Source organism: Priestia abyssalis (genome assembly GCF_002019595.1).
GTDB classification, from domain to species: Bacteria; Bacillota; Bacilli; order Bacillales; family Bacillaceae_H; genus Bacillus_BA; species Bacillus_BA abyssalis.
The window spans coordinates 1,725,282-1,743,111 of the sequence record NZ_KV917369.1 but is presented as its reverse complement, the minus strand read 5'-3'; the positions used below and the strand labels follow the sequence as shown (position 1 = coordinate 1,743,111).

Here is a 17,830-nt window from a genome sequence, read left to right as displayed (position 1 = left end):
CCTTTCCTCATAAAAGTCACGATTCTGTTTCTTTTAGAATAGATGTATATCAATCTGTCAAATTGGAAAACCTTCTAATGGATGTGTTATGCTATCATTCTACATACTATCTGAAAGTAAAAGAACGAGGTGCTTGAATATGAATAAGACAGAATTAGTGAATGCTGTAGCTGAGAGAGCCGAATTAAGCAAAAAGGATGCTGCTAAAGCTGTGGATGCGTTGTTTGAATCCATCTCTACTACACTTGCTAAGGAAGAAAAAATCCAGTTGATTGGGTTTGGAACGTTTGAAGTACGTGAACGTGCAGCCCGAACAGGCCGTAACCCACAAACAGGCGAGGAAATACAAATCCCTGCTACTAAGGCTCCTGCTTTTAAACCGGGTAAAGAACTAAAAGAAGCTGTAAAATAAGTAACCAATCAAGAACGCTAAGGAGGCTGGGTGCCTTTTTTAGACACCCAACCTCTTGTTAGCTGATAATGATTATTATGTTAAGTTCATTTTATTTCAAAATCATCTCGATATATACAACAGCTTTAAGAAATATTCTTCAATTGCTCTGTTAATCGTAGGAACTCTTCTTTGTTTCGATTCTGTAACGACTGGTCAATCTCTTTTTGGATTTGTTCTTTTCGGAAATCACGAAGCGCTTTGTTTAACACCATTTCAGCCCATTGAGAATCCATGACGTTTACTTCAGGTTGTGGTGATGTATTAAGCAAATTCCTTTCCATCGGAAATCAACTCCTTGACCTTTTTTCTATTATACTAACAGTTTCCAGACTATTCAAACATTTAGCTTGGTATTGCCATTGGATTTATAGGCAATGAGTTTATACCCGGAAATGTAAACTCATTGAAATTTTTGGTTATGCCCTTTCAACAAGAATATGTTTAGCTCATCTAAAAAATAGTATTTTTTACTCCTTCAGTTTCCTTTTATGATTAATCGATTGTTTGACCATTTTATCTTTTGATTGGACTGACTTCGAGCATTCTTATTACATTGATCAAATAAATACATAAGTATAGTAAAAGCCCGTGAAATTTCACGGACTTTTTTGATTGCTTCTAATCAGTGTTATGTAAATAGAAGGTGATTCCCTAGATGAACTACCTTCTGTTTACATATATTTTTATAGTTTTATACTTTCTTTTTTCTCTTCCATTTCTACGTTAGAACCATCCATTTTGCCAGTTTGATGGATTTCTTATACTAGAACCCAATTACCTTCCTTAGCTCTAAGCAGTATATAGCAACAATTTTTCGACCAACCAAAGTGTTTATAATTCTTTTAATATGTTCCCAGAAATTCCGTCGGTTCCTATTACACCAATGTTTCAAATAATAATCATGTTGCCATGATTAAACTTGTTTTGTTTGAACGGTAACCTGATTTAAATCCGCCTGGTCACCTTGATCATCATAGGTGCGGAAGTAATGTTCTAGCTCTTCAAGTGTGCGGCCTTTAGTTTCCGGCAAATATTTTTTCACAAATGCAATAGACAGAAGTCCCATAGCTGTGAAGACAAAGAAAGTTGTGGACAAGCCAATCGTTTCTAATAATACAGGGAAAGATAAACCAATGAAGAAATTTGTTATCCAAAGGCAAGACACACTGATACCCATACCGAGACCTCGTAACTGCAATGGGAATATTTCTGCAAGCATCAGCCATGTTACTGGTGCAACAGCCCCTTGCATAAATGCTAAAAACGTGACTGTCAAGCTAAGCACAACATATGGAAGCGCTGCAGATCCTTCAAGTACATTGGAGAATACCCCAATTAGCAGAAGTGACGTCGTTGTTCCAATCAGTCCAATTAGTAGCATTAGTCGACGTCGAACTTTACCAATACCATAAAGTAAATGCATATGTTTTAGGGCGGTATTTCCACTAAATATTTGCGGATTAGTTACTATACATAAATTCTCTCAACGCTACCATAACCGTCCACCCTTAATTGGAAGCACTTTCATTTTTGACAATGTGTATAATACTCCCTGCTTCTTAGCATCTTTTAAGAGCGTTTTTAATTCTTCTAACGTACCGATAAGTTTTAGCTCCGTATCCTTCAGCTATTTTTGTGCAATCGATATTTAGGGTTGTGCTAAAAAACAGCTCTGTTATCATTTTTATCTATCTACATTAGAATTTCCATCTACCCAGCACTTTCGATATTTGATGGGAGACATGCCAACGATTCTAGTAAAAATAGTGTTAAAATAATTGGAGTTATCATATCCTACCATTGATGCGATTTCGGTAGCACTATACTGGGTATTAATCAGCAGAGACTGGGCCTCTCCAATTCTACGTCGCATAATGTATTGCATGGGAGCATATCCAGTAGTTTCCTTAAAAATATGACACAAGTAAGACAAGCTAATATTCAATGCCTCACTTATGCTTTCCAACGTATGAACCTCCGAATAATGATCATCAATATACTTTTTAATGCGTTCTCCCACAATAACTTCCTTATTTTCCTCTGTATCTATCCTTCTATCAATTTGCTTGACAAGCATCACAATGAGAGATTGTAGAAGATGATGACAGATTTCCTCAGCCCCAGTATTTTCCGAACAAATTTGGGTGTACATCATACGAAATAAATGTTCAATATCCTGGCTAAAAACGTTACTATGTAAAACCGGACTTGCACTGTCAGGCAATAGACAATTCTCCCTCATCCCCTCTAGCTTTAAGTTGCTTACTCCACAGCTGTACACACTCATTTCTGCATCTGGATTCGTACGTTCGTCATGGATAACCCCACTGTTATAAATGAGAATGTCACCTTGTTTGGTATGATACTGTCGCCCTCCAATAGTATGAATTCCTCTCCCATGTCTTATATACAAAATTTCTAGACGGTCCTTATGAACATGCATCACACACGGTAATTTGGTATGATCAGCTTCAGCTTTGCAAACATAAAGCAGTTTGGGAAGTCTGCCATTTTCAAAAGTTGGTGTGAAGTCTTTTTTTACAAAACTCTGTACCATAAACTCGCCTCTTTTTCTGTAGTGTGTAAGTATTTAGTCAATTATAGTAATTGACTGGGCGTTCATCAACCTCTTGTTAAGAGCTTTGATTGAATGATACTTTTAAAACTCATCTAGGACAATTATGAAAGAAAATTGTACATAGATGAGTTTTAAGTTTGTAATTAAACTCTATCCAAACGGTACCGTTCTAACACAGTCTTCTATCCAGCGCACGCTCTCAATACCAAGATCAGGGTATAAGGTTTTTTACACTAATAGTGTCCTTTTGTTCTCAAACTCTACCCAAACCGCTCCATTGTCTGCAGAACGAACACAATTTTCAATCCAGCGAATACCATCCAAGCCGGCATCAATATCAGGGTAAACTAGATTCTTTAATGTTTCCTCATCATTCCGGTTTTTGGCATCAATCGCAATGGCAAATTTGAGGTAAATATTGGCCCAAGAATCAGACAATCCTTCTACATGTAGTGCTCCTAAACGCTCGTCAGCATTACAGCTATCATCTAAATAAGGCATGGCACGAATCAAAGTTTGGGCAGGTTCTCCCTGAACTTCATATCTTAGTTCTCCACCTTTGCTATCCCACCATTCTAAACTTCCCTTAGATCCTACAATGCGAATTCTATGGCCATCCATACATCCCGTATTGATAGAGGATGTCCAAAGCCTTCCTACCGCCCCGTTTTCATATTTCATAAGAACAAACGCATTATCCTCTAAAGGAGCGCGACTTCCCACAAAACTCTGCCGGTCACATAACAATTGTTTAATTTTCATATGTGGCATAATCAGCTGGGACATATAATAGGTATGTGTGGACAAATCACCTAACACAAAACTTGGTCCTGCAACCTTAGGGTCAACACGCCACTTTTGCGAATCACTTGTTTTATCTGCTTGATCATTTGCACTAAAGCCATGAGTATACTGCAGCTCAACCACACGAATCTCACCAATTTTTTCTTGTTCAATCATTGCCCTCATTTGGAGCAACATTTGATTTCCAGAGAAACCATACGTTACACCAACAATTTTTCCTTTTTCCTCTGCCAGAGCTTTAATCTCTTCACCCTCTTCAGAGGTAAAAAACAAAGGTTTTTCACAGATAACGTGCAAACCAGCTTCTAATGCTGTCTTAGAAATTTCATAATGAGTCCCGTTAGGAGTGGCAATGGAGACAACCTCAATCCCGTCCTTCCTCTTTGCTTCTTCAGCAAACATTGTTTTATAATCAGGATAGCAACGGTTCTCATCGACGCCTATATTTATACCAAAGTCTTTACCCCTTTCTGAATCAATATCAAAGGCTCCTGCTACTAAGGTAAAGGCTGTATGATCTCTTAATGCACCAGTCCGGTGTTTATAACCAACCTGACTAAGTCGTCCACCTCCGACCATCCCCCAGCGTAGTGGTCTTGCCATTTTCTTTTCACCATTCAACATAATAAACACCTCTTTTTAAAAATTCTGATTTTTTCTGGAGAATTTTATTTGTAAGCGCTCCCTGTCGCTATAGTTAAAATTATAGTCTTTTTGCCCATAATAACCTCCAGTATCCTATTTTTGTAGAGGGCGAAAAACCGCAGTTTGTCCGAATTTTATCAACTTTTTTTAAAAAAACTTCACAATCTTGCACTAAGAATTTATATATTTAAAAGAGAGGTGTGATCATCTATAGGGTAACGATCACTAAGTTGAATCTAGCCACAAAAGCATATATTACTGACATGAATGCCTAACGTACGCTTTTAAAGATTTATGAACCTGTTCACAAAATGACATTTTTATAAAAAGCGAAGAAGCCTGTATCCAATTAGAACCAGACTTCTTCGCTTTTCATAATACTTCTTAATGTAAAGTATGCGTAAAATTAGGATTATACGCATACTTACATACTTGAAAATAATCATAAAAAGATTTCTCACCTTGCCTTCAATTTGCTCCCTTTCTTATTCAAACGGGGCAAATTAGTTGATCAAGTCGGATATCTTCATATGTTTGACCCCAATAAAAAAGCACCCGGTTATTCGGATGCATACTTAATGATTCCATGTAAATAAACGGAGTATTCTCGCGGTACACACTCTCTTAATTTGATTTTTCCTTCCCTTTCTAATTCTTTAACCCATTCTTCAATCTTATTTTCATCTTCTTTAGTAGCCTTAGGAACTTCTATTGAAAAAAAATTACCTCGACTGGCAGTCTGAAATTTTTTTAAAAGTCCATCTTTATTCATTGGGTCCTCCCCTTATCTACAATTGGTTCCTCTTTGTCATTATCCATTTCGTCCTTATTAAACCATAGTGGATCTTTGTCATCCACATCGCCATTATAGTTGATTAGTATCTCTTCTCCTGCTTTTATATCTGTGTAAGCATAAAAGTCAAACGTGTGGTTCGTAAAGTTAATATCATAAGTGGCATTCGGCTTATACGAATGGTTAAACAGCATACCATATCCTAAGACGACCGCCGTGTGGTTTTTACCATACTCAAACACATAATCATCAAGTATGGTTTTTTCTATAAAAACATGTTGCTTATTAGGGTAAGGAATGACTGGCGCTTCATGTATAAGCTCACCTTTTGCTATATCACATGTCGCGAATACCCCTCTATTGAACTCTCCATTGCTGAGTGTGGAAGTCTTTATCTCAATCATGTTAGTCACCTACGCGTTCTTTTCTATGAAGTCCCTTATCTTCTTAATTTTGTCAGTTGATAAGGATGAAAGCAACTGTTTTAACTCATCAATCTAAGAACCCGTGTTTATCAAGAGCATCTTTGCCTCTTGGGAAAAATATAAAAATCATTAATAAAAAGGATCCTAAGACAAGCTTACAGTAGGGGTTGCAAAAAGCTCAATACCGTTAAGTAAAATGGTTCTTTGAGTGCTGATAAGACCAACTGTGGTAGCTAGAAGTAATGATCATAAAAGAAGACTCCCCATATGGGAGTCTTCTTTTATGATTACTTTAAATTATGCTTTGCGAACGTTAGCAGCTTGTGCTCCACGTTGACCTTGTTCAATATCAAAAGTAACTTTTTGACCTTCATCTAATGATTTGAAGCCTTCGCCTTGAATAGCACTGAAATGTACGAATACATCTTCTCCGCCTTCGCTTTCGATAAATCCGAAACCTTTGTCTGCATTAAACCATTTTACTGTACCTTGTGCCATAATGTTTCCTCCTGTTGTGGAATATTCCACAATTGTATTACTACCCTTGCCCAAACATAATATTTCAAGACGAAACCTTCTTTTTAAGACAGTTCTGCTATCCATCCTATACCGAACAAAAATAATTACCTTTATTATAACAGATTCACAAAGCTAATAGCAATTAACAGAAAAGGTAGATTATTAATGATCTTTTGCTTGTTAAGGTATAATAGATGAAAGGAGTAGTGATGTTGTCATGTATTATCGTAAGAAAAATGAAGAATTATTACCTAAAGAACAAATAGAGGTTTGGGAATGTGAATCAGAAGATTGTATTGGTTGGATGAGAAAAGATTTCTCCTATGAGAATCATCAAAATTGCCCTTTATGTGGTCATAAAATGAGGGCTGGAGAGCGTCTTTTAGAAAAGTTACCACCTAACTCCCATCGAAACTGATTTATATCCAAGGCTTAGCTTATATAACGATCTAATCTTTAATTGTAGATATGTCTATAAAGTGATCATGAGACGTTCCATTTAGATTTTAAAAAAATCCTATCTGTTTCTTTAACTAAAAACAAGATCATTACAAATTAATGTTCGTTTATCTTTGCTATCTGCTTCGGCCGTATCTTATAAATATTGTAATCAAACGCAACCATATTATAGAACAAAGTTCAGACTATTTTAGCTTCCTGTAAGATTCATTATAATATGAACTAAAAAATTGAATGAAGTATATAATTAAACTGAAGAAGAGGTAAAAACAGAAATGAAGCCAAAAGGACCAGTAGGAACTGAAGATTTTATTTTACTTGAACAGATTGTGATAATGGAAGGTTTTTCAAATTCAAGACCTAGTCCTGAAAAAATACAGAAAGTTGCAAACTATTTAAAACGAACAGGCCATTTAGATGAGCCCATTACAGTTAATCGAGATACAAAGATTCTCACAGATGGCTACACACGCTATATTGTGGCTGAAAGGGTAAAAATGAATCTAATCCCTGTTGCGTACGAAAAATGATCAAGGAAAGCCTACATAGGCTTATAGAGGAATAGTTATTTTTCATCTAGGCATTTACCTTCTTCAGAAAACGGACAAATTAATTAATCGATCCTGTATATCTAATAAAATAAAAATATGAACAAAAAGAAAAAAAGAGAAGGAGCCCTTCTCTTTTTTATCGATTAAATATGATCAATTATATTTTACGTACGTTAGTAGCTTGAGGTCCACGTTGGCCTTGCTCAACGTCAAATTCAACTTCTTGGCCTTCATCTAAAGTTTTGAATCCTTCACTTTGAATAGCGCTGAAGTGTACGAATACATCTTCTCCACCTTCCACCTCGATAAATCCGAAACCTTTTTCACCATTAAACCATTTAACTTTACCTGTTGCCATTAAAAATCCTCCTAAAATGCACCTTATGTACATATTCATTTTCGACCACTTTACAAGTAATAAAAGGATTTAAAAAAACTGCAACCTCTAAGAAGATTTAACTTTGCTATCTCCCTTAAAGTTGCAGCTCCTTTAAATATTTATTGTATTAAAAGTAAAATGGTTTAAAGTCACTATATCATTCGACCAATCTGAAAGCAAATAATGACTATAAAACAGGTAAGACTTTCATAAAATATCCATTTTACGAATAAACAAAAGACTTGCATCCATAAGAACGGATGTCCCAATAAAGTGTACCCTTTTGAGATAAGTATAAAAAATTTTCTTAGCGTTTTTAGCGTTTTTTTGGACAGGATCCCTTTAAGCACTGTGAGCGGAGACTTCTTGCTCCTCTTTTCTTAAAATTTGTTTTCTTAAGAATGGGATGATCCAATAATCTAATCCAATTTTAGCTGCGTTAAAGCCAGCAACAAGGATAAATATCTCAACGAGAATCATTTGAGGATTCGTACTTGTAGTTCCAGAGAACATATAAGCGAAATTGGTGCAGAAATGCAGATTCCTGCTTGTAAGGCTCCAGCTTTTAAACCAGGTAAGGAATTAAAAAAAGCTGTAAAATAAACGTAAATATTAGTGGTTATTTTACAGGAAGGGACTCTAAGGAATAATCCTTAGAGTCCTTTCTTTTTTTTATAAGTGTACTTTTACGAGCGTATATAGGGGTACGGAAACGATTCGAAGGATGAGGGGCCACTATGGGGGTAAATACCATTTAAACATTTTTGATAAGTGTATTTGAGACGCTTTAAAGACTTGAAAATCAATAAATCGCAATCTTCCCAATAGGGTAGACCTTATTGAGAAGAAATGGACTAATCGGTTTTTACCGTTCAGTCCATAAATATGAATAGGCTACACTGAGTTGGACAGAAAAGTTAAGGTCAAGTAGAATACAGTAAATACTGCAGGGGAGAATCTACTATGACGAAAAAAACCAGAAGAATATTTACACCTGAGTTTAAAGAGCAGATGGTTCAACTTTATCTTAGCGGAAAGCCAAGAAAGGAAATCATCCGGGAATATGACTTAACACCTTCTTCATTAGATAAGTGGGTGAATCAAAGTCAGGCTTCCGGATCGTTCAAAGAAAAAGATAATCTGTCCCCTGAAGAACGGGAATTAAATAAACTCCGAAAAGAAATTAAGCAACTTCAAATGGAGAACGATATTTTAAAGCAAGCCGCGCTGATACTAGGACGAAAGTAAACGTGATCAAGAATAATCAACATAAATACTCGATATCAGCAATGTGCAAAGTCCTACAACTGCCTAGAAGCACCTACTATTATGAATCTAAAGAAAGAGCAGCAGTGGATGACGTGACCTCAGATGTCATCGATATTTTCCAAGCGAGTCGTCAAAATTATGGAACACGCAAAATCAAAGTCGAATTAAAAAAGCGTGGGCGCATCGTTTCTAGACGGAGAATTGGGCGCATTATGCAAGAACAGGGCCTTGTGTCTACTTACACCATAGCTCAATTTAAACCACATGCGAAATCCTGTAATGAATCCGAACAGAAGAATGAACTAAACCGCAAGTTCGACCAAGAAGAAGAGATGACAGCGATCGTCAGCGATTTGACGTACGTAAGAGTCAAACAAAAATGGCATTACGTATGTGTATTTGTCGATCTCTTTAATCGGGAAATCGTGGGTTACAGCGCAGGTCTGAACAAAGATGCGTTACTCGTCTATCGTGCCTTCGCCTCTATCAAGGGTGATCTCCGTAACATTCAGCTTTTCCATACGGATCGCGGGAATGAGTTTAAAAATAAGCTAATGGACGATGCGTTAGAGACGTTTAACATTCAACGATCTTTAAGCATGAAGGGCTGCCCATATGACAACGCCGTCGCTGAAGCAACGTTTAAAATCATTAAAACAGAGTTTATGAAAGGTCAACATTTTGATAGTTTAGAAGAATTAACAAGGGAATTACATGACTATGTTCACTGGTTTAATCACATTCGAATTCATGGAACACTTGGTTATGTGAGTCCAATTGATTATAAACTTGAACACCTTAAAAAATTTGTCTAGTTTAGTGTTGACATACCAATAATTACCTTACTCCAGAAAGCGCCTTTTAATGGAATAACTAAATATGACTTTAGTTAAAATCACTTAATTCTACTTCAACTAACGTATCCCCTCGATAGTGGAATAAGAACCTTTCTAAAAAATGACTACTCGATTAGGAGCAGTCATTTCTAATACTTCTATACGTTTATGAGAAATGGGAATTAATTGTATCTTCAACTTTCTTTAACATCCCTTTATATGCTTCTTCATCAAGGTATCCAATACTTCCGAATAGTAAATGTTCCACAGGCTCAATTCCAGTAAAATCAAATATTCCAATATCAGACGTGACTTTCAGACCTGCTGTCATCCCAATTTCATCATAAATCTCATTAGGAGTGCCATGAGTATTGATGATAAGACCTTTTTTACCTTTCAACAGTTTAATGATCCCTTCTTCACCTGGAACATAAGCAAATCCGTATGCAAATACTCGGTCTACATATCCTTTAAGAATGGCTGGAAGACCTGTCCACCAAATAGGATAAATAAATGTTATAACGTCTGCTTCAGTAATAAATTCTTGTTCCGTTTTAATATCATTAGGAGTTTGTCCTGCTTTCATAGCTTCCGTATCTTCTGGTTTCAGTACAGGTTGAAAATCAAGTGCATATAAATCACGCACAACAACTTCGTGACCGTTTTTCTTTAATGTATTAACTGTTGTATCTAAGATAGAATGATTTAAGCTTTCAGGGTTGGGATGTGCATAAACAATAAGGTGTTTCATTTCAAAGAACCTCCTGTTATTTAATAATTTTTCATTTGATTATTAAGCTTAATCTAATATTATAGTCTTAGATATTTTTTTAAAAGTAGTCATTTTTTTATAACATAGTCACAAAAATAGTACCATTAAGAAAGAGAGGTGTTTATTATGGCACGAAGTCGGTTCAGTGAACCTCCAGAAGAACAGATAGAGGTTTGTCCAGTTACACAAACTCAAGACATCATTGCGGGAAAATGGAAAATCATCATTCTATGGCATTTAAGCACACAGACAAGAAGATTTAATGAACTTCAAAGGTTGTTACCTGGTATTTCAAAAGGAATACTGACACGTCAGTTGAGAGAATTAGAAGAAGATCAAATGATTCACAGAGAAGTATATAAAGAAGTCCCTCCAAAAGTAGAATACTCGCTAACACCTTTAGGAAAAAGCTTTATTCCTATATTGAATAGTATGGGCGAGTGGGGGAAGAAATATAAAGAATATATAAAAAGCTAAAGACTAGTATAGGCTTTAGCTTTTTAATTACGTTTACATGGTGCATCCTCAACTAACCCGTTTATTTAAGTGAAAATCTTCACAATTTTGATGCTATATTTTAATATAGTCTCCAATTGTATTGAAAACGTTCCTCAGCAAACTGGCCTTAAAATGAAAAATGAACGCTTATCCTTGTTCTAGGATAGCGCCCTTTAATGGAATAACTTATTATTACTCAGCAGTTCCTTAATCGATAGGTCAATTCAGATGTTCTTATCCTTTTCACCATAAAAACTCCCCTTTAGATAACCCGTATCCAAAGGGGTAAAACGGTGCAGCTTTTTTATAAACGGGATAACTTTATTTTAAATCCACAGGCAAACTAAGCTCCTTATTCAACTACCCTGCGTCCAAAAAATCATATTAAACAGGATTTTTAATCAATCAATCATGTTATCGCGTGGAACTGACCTTTATGACTGATTCGATAATCTTGCCCCAGTCTGCAGAATGAATTTCATGCCCCGTTCCTTCAAGAGTCACTAATTCTGCATGAGGAATAGCTTTAGCAAGAGCCAGGCCATGTTCAAACGGAAGCGCCGGATCATCTGTTCCATGAATGATAACTGTCGGCACGTCTATTTCTCCCATACGATCCAAGTACTCTTCTCCGCCACCAAGCAGAGTATAATTGAACCGGCTTTGTATTTGTTTGGCGCGGCTATATTCTCTTTCAGCGAGAAGATACATTCTCTCTTTTTCAAATGGTTTGGCACCAGATAGCGTCTTCCAGCCCTCTGCAAGGTAAGTGATGGAAGATTCCCGGTCTGACCAATCGACTAAAGCACTCTTTGCATGATGATCCAATATGCGCTGGTTCATCTGCGGAAGTTCGGCCTGCGCTGTTCCGAATACACTTGATGCAATAATCGACAGGCTCAAAACGCGTTCAGGATTCTTTACAGCCATAATCTGTCCGATCATCCCGCCAAGAGACATGCCTGTGACATGAGCCTTCTGGATCGAGTAGGCATCCAGGACACCAATGGCATCGTCTGCCAGATCTGTGATCGTATAATTGGATGTCCCTTGTTCGTAAACCGTTGATTTTCCCAGATCACGATGATCGTATCGGATGACGAATCTCCCCTCCTCAGCAAGACGCTGACAGAACTCCTCATCCCACCAGTCAAGTGAGGACATTGCCCCCATGATCAAAAGTACTGCAGGATCCTCGGGGTTTCCAAAGCTCTCTGTATTGATTTCCACTTGGTTTATTTTCAGCAATTGTTCTTTCATGTTCTATCTCCTCCGTTATTTTTATGTTCACATCGCGCTTTGTGAGGCGCAGATCAATAACCTCTCAACGGAGTATTTTGGCCTGCACCTTTAATTATCTTAGTTTGATCCACTTGATAATCATGGCGTGACGGCCTCCTTTTCATTATTTAATTATGGTATTACCCACACATGTTGATTCTATCATGTTTTCCTTAATTTTACATCACTCTTTATAGAACAATTCATTTAACGCTATCCTTAAAATTTGCGAGATAGGGAGAATCCAAATGCAATGAGCTCTTCCTCCATCTTTGATTTCATAAAAAACATTCAATAGCATCGTGCACTAGCAGTAATCTAGATTGCCTCTCAACAAAAGGCTGCATCTTCTTTCACACCCAATCATTCCAAATACAAAAAAATCGTTCGCTTATTAGTCTAATAAGCGAACGGATGCTGATCTTTCATAATAAAACCTAAAAATTTTAAAAATTCTTTTTGTAAATAAACAGTTTATTGTCACTTTACAAAGCTGTTGGGTTATAAAAAAGCTGAACTAAGGGATTAGCGTTTGTTCATTTTTATCCACTAGTGTCGCATTAAAATAATTCAACACAAATGATAAATCTAAATGTTCTGTCATTATATCTGTGCACAAAAAAATCCTTTATAATGGTTTGGCGGTAGTAACCTATCCAAATCCAAAATAAAGGACAAACGCATGGATAAGTTTACACGAAAAACATCATTTGAACAATGGTTTTCACCGATTTCCATTTCATTATTTGAAGAACAGGTGAAAATCCATCAATTAGACTACTATACAAAGAAGCTTCATATGGCTTCATTTATGAGATTACTGTTGTATGCGCAGCTTCATGAAACAGAGAGTTTACGCGCATTAAGCGATTGCGTTTTTTTCGAAGAATTGCAGAACGCAACGAACCTCGATTCCATTAGCTTCTCTCAATTAGGAAGACGATTAAATTAGATTCCGATTGAGTTCCTTCAACACATTTTTCTTGATTTGGTAGGACAAATTCACGCCAAGGCTGATTTTCCAACAAGACGAAAAACGACAACGCCACTGAAAATCATTGATTCGAGTACATTACCATTGAACTTGAACCATCATAAGTGGGCAACATTCCGTAAAACGAAATCTGGTGTTAAGCTCCATTTACGACTTGTCTTTATGGAAAAAGGCTACTCTATCCAGATCAAACGGTGCTTACCAATGCGAAAGAACATGACCGTGGTCAGCTTGAAGTACTAGTCGATGACAAAGAATGCATGTACGTGTTTGACCGTGGATACTTGGATTATGATCGATTTGATCGCATGACAGATGAAGGCTATTTCTTCGTCTCCCGTTTACGTAAAAATGCGGTTGTACGTCAGCTTGAAGCATTCGAATTACCAGAAAGTTCGTCAGTCTTATCAGATGAAATGGTCGTCATTGGCACCACACAAAATCGGTCTGAAAATGTGTTTAGCTTGATTAACGTACTGGATTCAAAAGGTAACGAGCTCCATTTACTCACCAATCGCTTTGATTTGAGCGCAGACGAAATCGCTGAGCTGTACAAATCAGTCGTTATTTAAAAGCTGCTTTATGGAAACCAGCACACATTTGGTTACGCAAAATCAAAAATAATAGCGTTCCATAAGCTTTTTATGTCTCTGTCGCATTTGCCAAAGGTTATAGTAAAAAAATGGATGTTCACTACCTTTGTTTGCCTGTTTTCATTTTTTCTCTTTTTAGAGAAAAAATGAAAACAGAAAATTTAGAACTTATTTATGCGACACTAGTGAGATTTTATATAAACTACATTTTTATTAAGAAGGAGTTATTATAAAAAGACTTCTCTTAGATTTTATTTTGGAAAAATCACTCATGATTTCATACATATGGGGAACGATAAGCAAAGACCTAAAGGTCATGTATAAATTAAGAAAGGGGAATGACCATGAGTAAAAAATGGTTTCTTATGCTAACAGGTACCTTTTTATCCACTATGATGTTAGTGGGTTGTAACTTTAATCAGGAGCCTCCTCCAGAGGAAGAGCCAAATGAGGAACAAGCTCCAGTAGATGAAGGTACGAATGATATGAACGGAACAAACGATAAAAATGATCTGAATGGCGATACAGATCCTGAAAACGATATGGCACCTGGCGTCGATGAAAATGATACGATGAATCAAGATGACGAAAAAGATGCGCAGCCAGATCCGGAAGATGCAATAGAAGATGCAAAAGATATAAATGATGCGGATAATAAAGATGAGTAATTCAGAGGGTCGGTACCAATAAAGGGACCGGCTTCTTTAATTGCGAGAAAAAACAAATTTGCACAGCAAAATCCCAAAAAGGGGTATCGTTTAAAACGGTGCCTCTTTTTTATTTTGACGACATGAAAAAAGTTGCTGATCGTTATTAAGACCAGCAACCTTTTGAATAGGGCTTACAGTGAGAATTTGCAATGAGAATAATAACAGGATGCCCAACAGTTTAAGAAAAATTACAAGGTTTTCACAGAAAATCACATGAAAAGGTGCTTGCTGTAGATAATAATACTCTATATGAATATATAAGAAGTTTATTCGTAAAAGACAGTTTTTAACTTCCTCTACCGCATGTTCAGTTGCAAAAAGAAAGAGATGTATCATGTATGTGTCTCACCGTTTATGATATATTCCTCTTGTGTATCGCTTACGTACTTAAGGTAGGGTAATGGTTAGACAGTAATTGATTTAAATCCTCCCAACCATAGGAGATTTCTTCTAAGTCCTGCTCCCCACGTTTAATTTGAATACTCTCAATTACTTTGGCGTCGAAATGCTCATAAAAAGACCGAGAAGGATTATTCGCTAGCACCCATACAGACATGGACCTAATATTATCAGCAAGGAAGTTTTCCACCACTGCTTTTAATAGGTCTTTTCCAACGCCAGTTTGCTGGTAATTATTCAGAATATAGATAGCATACAGTTCTCCTTGATAACGAGAACGTTGCTTTTCAGATCGGTTGGCTCCATACGAAGCGAATCCCACAATCCCATCGTAAACATCAACAGCTACATATGTGTTTTGACTTTTATCCGCTAAAGACTTCCGCCAGCTATCATATCGGCCTTCATAAGAAATCTTTTCTAGATAATCATCAAAGATAATTCCTTTATATGTCGCTTTCCAACTATCTACATGAACACGAGCGATTCCCATAACATCGTACTCGGTAGCTTTTCGAATAATCATTTGGCCTCCCCCCTTTTAAATAAAAAGATATTCTGCAACCAGGTGTAAAATACCTTTAACTTAATCCCTCCGCCACAAAAAGATGTACCAATAAATGTAAAAAAAAAAAAAACGAATATTAAAACAGATTAAAGCATTCGATTAACATAGCTACAAATCTATTCATAAAAGTACACTTTTATAAACACAAAACAGGCTTAGATTCTATTAAATCTAAGCCTGTTTTGATTGCTTCTAATCAGCGTTATGTTAACTAAGGGTAAATAGGAGATGCATTAGCAAAAAAGCGCAAACCCTACCTTTTTCTCATTAAGGTAGGGTTTTTATTTTTTAGAATCACAGTATCCGTATGTCCAAGATTTAGAGATTCACTGCAATTGTCTTGCAGTTTTTGCACCAGAACCATTTAATATTAAGCTCATTAACTGCTTTTATCAGACACTTCTTGAAGAAGATTGCCTTCTCGTCTTATTTTAATTTCGGCTAGAATTTTATTATAGAAGGTTTCTGTCAGTTCGTATTTTATTAAAGGTAGAACGGCGACCAGCATGAAGATGCCTGGAATAATCGTAAAGAACAAGTGCATCCATGACATCGTTGTATCTGTTTGTGCTTGGTTCGGAATGTAACCGATAAATGAAAGGGCATATGCTCCCATTGCACCACCTAAAGCATCTGCAAACTTAGAACGGAACGTATTGGTGGAAAACACCGTCCCTTCCGCTCTTTTTCCAGTTCGCCATTCTCCGTATTCAACACAGTCTGCAACCATCGCACTCATCGCAATCATGGAAAGACCAAAAAATAAAGTACTTAAACCTGAAATCACAAATAATAACACAATGTTTTTGCCTAAGAAGAATAAAAGAATAAAGCCACTACCATAAGCTGCATTCCCACCGATTGCCGTCATCCTCTTGCCGATTTTCTTTGAGACAATCGGGGATAGTAACGCACCTATTAGGATTGGAAGCATCGTCACCAATGAGTATAAAGGAAAAAGCTTTTCTGCGTTCAAATAATATTTAAAATAATACAATGAAAAGGCACCACGAAGGTTCATAGTTAAATCACCGATCAATAACGTTAAAAGGATTAACTGCAGAGGTCGATTGGATTTAAGAATTCGTCCTGCATCTTTTAACGTGTATTTCTCTTTTTTGGTGATGTTTACTTTTTCTTTTACGTTCCAAAAAGTGATCCCAAAAAAGAGAACACATATAACTGAATAGATAAGTGCCACAAGTAACCAGCTGTTTAATGCCTTTACAAGGGGCAGTGTTATTACGGAAACACTGATAGCTGCTATGATGGCCATCACTCTTGGAACCATGACAACTTTTGTTCTTTCCTTTGGATCATCTGTAATGGTAGCTGTCATAGACCAATACGGAACATCCAAAATGGTATAACTCATCCCCCACATAATATAGGTGACATATGCATAAATAATTTTAGCTGTAGAGCTTAAATCCGGTTGTAAAAACAGGAGAACAGTAAAGGCCGCCATAATAACTGGAGTATAGAGGAGATAGGGCCTAAATTTACCGTATTTCGATTTGGTATTATCAACGAGTAGCCCGATGATTGGATCGTCTAAAGCATCCCATATTCTTGCAACAAGAAACAGTGTTCCTACTGCAGCAGGAGCCAGTCCAAAATAATCTGTATAGTAGACCATTAAATAGCTAACAACTAGAACATAAATAAAATTTTGACCAAGACTTCCCAATCCATAGAAAAGGGAGGTTTTTACAGAAACCTTCATAATGAAATCCTCCTGAAACATTCTCGTTAATATAATTTGATCGCACCAAATGAAAGATATCCACGAATTTGTTCAAAAAACGCTAAATATTTGATGCTTCTAACCTCCCGTTGTCTTCCAAAGTCACTTTGAAGATCAAACTTGGACCTCCTTACTCGAATGATTTTGTATACAACTAGTATGTGAATTGATTGTAAAAGCAATATTAATAGATTTTAAAGTTCACGTAATTTTCGTTTTTAAGTAACACATGCATAGAAGGACTCAGCGACAAAGCGATATTTAAAAAGCCAAAACAATGTAGACACTTTTTTATAATTGTCCGTAAAAATACACTTATTTAGGTTCTGGTGCAAAAAGACTCAGACAGCTAATCCAGCAGGAATATTACCTACTACACGAGCAATTTTCATTCGTAACGAAAAACTTTAAAGCGAACATTTTCGGTATACAAGAACACAATATTTGGAATTGGCCTTATATTTTTGTTTATATTTTGATGAAATTCAAGGTTTGTACCATAATCCTATTTTCTTATCAAATTATTTCCACACCAGAATCTTAATCCTTCATAGTG

17 protein-coding genes and 4 pseudogenes are annotated in these 17,830 nt (G+C 36.4%); 7 read left to right on the top strand and 14 right to left on the bottom strand.

Annotation, left to right across the window (positions count from 1 at the left end; genetic code table 11):
- The first annotated feature begins 139 nt into the window (after positions 1–139).
- Positions 140–412 (top strand): HU family DNA-binding protein, encoded by a 273-nt coding sequence (locus BK575_RS08125; RefSeq protein WP_078409924.1) that lies wholly within the window; start codon positions 140–142, stop codon positions 410–412.
- A 125-nt stretch (positions 413–537) separates the two neighbouring features.
- On the opposite strand, the gene BK575_RS08120 is transcribed toward BK575_RS08125, so the two are convergent.
- The 8 genes and pseudogenes from BK575_RS08120 to BK575_RS08090 all read right to left on the bottom strand — a co-directional run bounded on the left by BK575_RS08120 (position 538) and on the right by BK575_RS08090 (position 6,197).
- Entirely contained in the window at positions 538–735 is a 198-nt protein-coding gene (locus tag BK575_RS08120; RefSeq protein ID WP_028398560.1) for an IDEAL domain-containing protein, read from the bottom strand.
- A gap of 632 nt (positions 736–1,367) precedes the next feature.
- A pseudogene (locus BK575_RS08115) lies at positions 1,368–1,859 on the bottom strand (MFS transporter); the annotation flags it as partial.
- A gap of 108 nt (positions 1,860–1,967) precedes the next feature.
- Positions 1,968–2,106, bottom strand: a pseudogene (locus BK575_RS29560) (hypothetical protein); the annotation flags it as partial.
- Between the two features lie 32 nt (positions 2,107–2,138).
- Entirely contained in the window at positions 2,139–3,011 is an 873-nt protein-coding gene (locus tag BK575_RS08110) for a helix-turn-helix transcriptional regulator (RefSeq protein ID WP_169907651.1), read from the bottom strand.
- Positions 3,012–3,260: 249 nt separating this feature from the next.
- The gene (locus BK575_RS08105; RefSeq protein ID WP_139368128.1) at positions 3,261–4,463 is read right to left on the bottom strand and encodes a Gfo/Idh/MocA family protein; all 1,203 of its coding nucleotides are present in this window, start codon (positions 4,461–4,463) and stop codon (positions 3,261–3,263) included.
- A gap of 577 nt (positions 4,464–5,040) precedes the next feature.
- Positions 5,041–5,253, bottom strand: coding sequence for a hypothetical protein (locus tag BK575_RS08100; RefSeq protein ID WP_078409921.1), 213 nt, complete (start codon positions 5,251–5,253; stop codon positions 5,041–5,043).
- Complete coding sequence (locus BK575_RS08095; protein ID WP_078409920.1) at positions 5,250–5,678, bottom strand: SET domain-containing protein; 429 nt, start codon at positions 5,676–5,678, stop codon at positions 5,250–5,252. Before BK575_RS08095 ends, BK575_RS08100 begins: the two co-directional genes overlap by 4 nt.
- A 318-nt stretch (positions 5,679–5,996) precedes the next feature.
- A complete protein-coding gene (locus BK575_RS08090) occupies positions 5,997–6,197 on the bottom strand; it encodes a cold-shock protein (RefSeq protein ID WP_028397784.1) in 201 nt (66 codons plus the stop codon).
- 238 nt (positions 6,198–6,435) lie between these two features.
- On the opposite strand from BK575_RS08090, the gene BK575_RS08085 reads away from it, so the two are divergent.
- Positions 6,436–6,636 (top strand): cold-shock protein, encoded by a 201-nt coding sequence (locus tag BK575_RS08085; protein ID WP_078409919.1) that lies wholly within the window; start codon positions 6,436–6,438, stop codon positions 6,634–6,636.
- A gap of 316 nt (positions 6,637–6,952) precedes the next feature.
- Positions 6,953–7,207 carry a ParB N-terminal domain-containing protein gene (locus BK575_RS08080; protein WP_204524856.1) on the top strand — a complete coding sequence of 85 codons (255 nt, stop codon included), beginning with the start codon at positions 6,953–6,955 and terminating at the stop codon, positions 7,205–7,207.
- Between the two features lie 178 nt (positions 7,208–7,385).
- On the opposite strand, the gene BK575_RS08075 is transcribed toward BK575_RS08080, so the two are convergent.
- Both BK575_RS08075 and BK575_RS28990 read right to left on the bottom strand, forming a co-directional pair.
- Positions 7,386–7,586 (bottom strand): cold-shock protein, encoded by a 201-nt coding sequence (locus tag BK575_RS08075; protein WP_078409918.1) that lies wholly within the window; start codon positions 7,584–7,586, stop codon positions 7,386–7,388.
- 363 nt (positions 7,587–7,949) lie between these two features.
- Positions 7,950–8,132, bottom strand: a pseudogene (locus tag BK575_RS28990) (Crp/Fnr family transcriptional regulator); the annotation flags it as partial.
- Between the two features lie 438 nt (positions 8,133–8,570).
- Here BK575_RS28990 and BK575_RS08065 point away from each other — a divergent pair.
- A protein-coding gene (locus BK575_RS08065) for an IS3 family transposase (RefSeq protein WP_139367995.1) occupies positions 8,571–9,691 on the top strand; the annotation gives its coding sequence in 2 pieces (ribosomal slippage) (positions 8,571–8,820 and positions 8,820–9,691; 1,122 coding nt in all).
- 187 nt (positions 9,692–9,878) lie between these two features.
- Here BK575_RS08065 and BK575_RS08060 read toward each other — a convergent pair.
- Positions 9,879–10,463: an NAD(P)H-dependent oxidoreductase gene (locus BK575_RS08060; RefSeq protein ID WP_078409917.1), complete on the bottom strand. Its 585-nt coding sequence runs from the start codon at positions 10,461–10,463 to the stop codon at positions 9,879–9,881.
- A gap of 147 nt (positions 10,464–10,610) precedes the next feature.
- On the opposite strand from BK575_RS08060, the gene BK575_RS08055 reads away from it, so the two are divergent.
- Positions 10,611–10,961, top strand: coding sequence for a winged helix-turn-helix transcriptional regulator (locus BK575_RS08055; RefSeq protein WP_078409916.1), 351 nt, complete (start codon positions 10,611–10,613; stop codon positions 10,959–10,961).
- A gap of 435 nt (positions 10,962–11,396) precedes the next feature.
- Here the strand turns inward: BK575_RS08055 and BK575_RS08050 are convergent, their stop codons facing one another.
- Entirely contained in the window at positions 11,397–12,242 is an 846-nt protein-coding gene (locus BK575_RS08050; protein ID WP_078409915.1) for an alpha/beta fold macrolide esterase, read from the bottom strand.
- A 703-nt stretch (positions 12,243–12,945) separates the two neighbouring features.
- Between BK575_RS08050 and BK575_RS08045 the strand changes: the two are divergent.
- Together BK575_RS08045 and BK575_RS08040 are read left to right on the top strand one after the other, a co-directional pair.
- A pseudogene (locus BK575_RS08045) lies at positions 12,946–13,894 on the top strand (IS4 family transposase).
- A 300-nt stretch (positions 13,895–14,194) separates the two neighbouring features.
- Positions 14,195–14,518, top strand: a complete 324-nt coding sequence (locus tag BK575_RS08040; protein WP_078409914.1) for a hypothetical protein — start codon at positions 14,195–14,197, stop codon at positions 14,516–14,518.
- Positions 14,519–14,939: 421 nt separating this feature from the next.
- On the opposite strand, the gene BK575_RS08030 is transcribed toward BK575_RS08040, so the two are convergent.
- Both BK575_RS08030 and BK575_RS08025 read right to left on the bottom strand, forming a co-directional pair.
- On the bottom strand, positions 14,940–15,485 hold the full coding sequence (locus BK575_RS08030; protein ID WP_078409912.1) for a GNAT family N-acetyltransferase: 546 nt from the start codon (positions 15,483–15,485) through the stop codon (positions 14,940–14,942).
- Positions 15,486–15,906: 421 nt separating this feature from the next.
- Positions 15,907–17,253: a glycoside-pentoside-hexuronide (GPH):cation symporter gene (locus BK575_RS08025; protein ID WP_235867338.1), complete on the bottom strand. Its 1,347-nt coding sequence runs from the start codon at positions 17,251–17,253 to the stop codon at positions 15,907–15,909.
- Between the last annotated feature and the right edge of the window lie 577 nt (positions 17,254–17,830).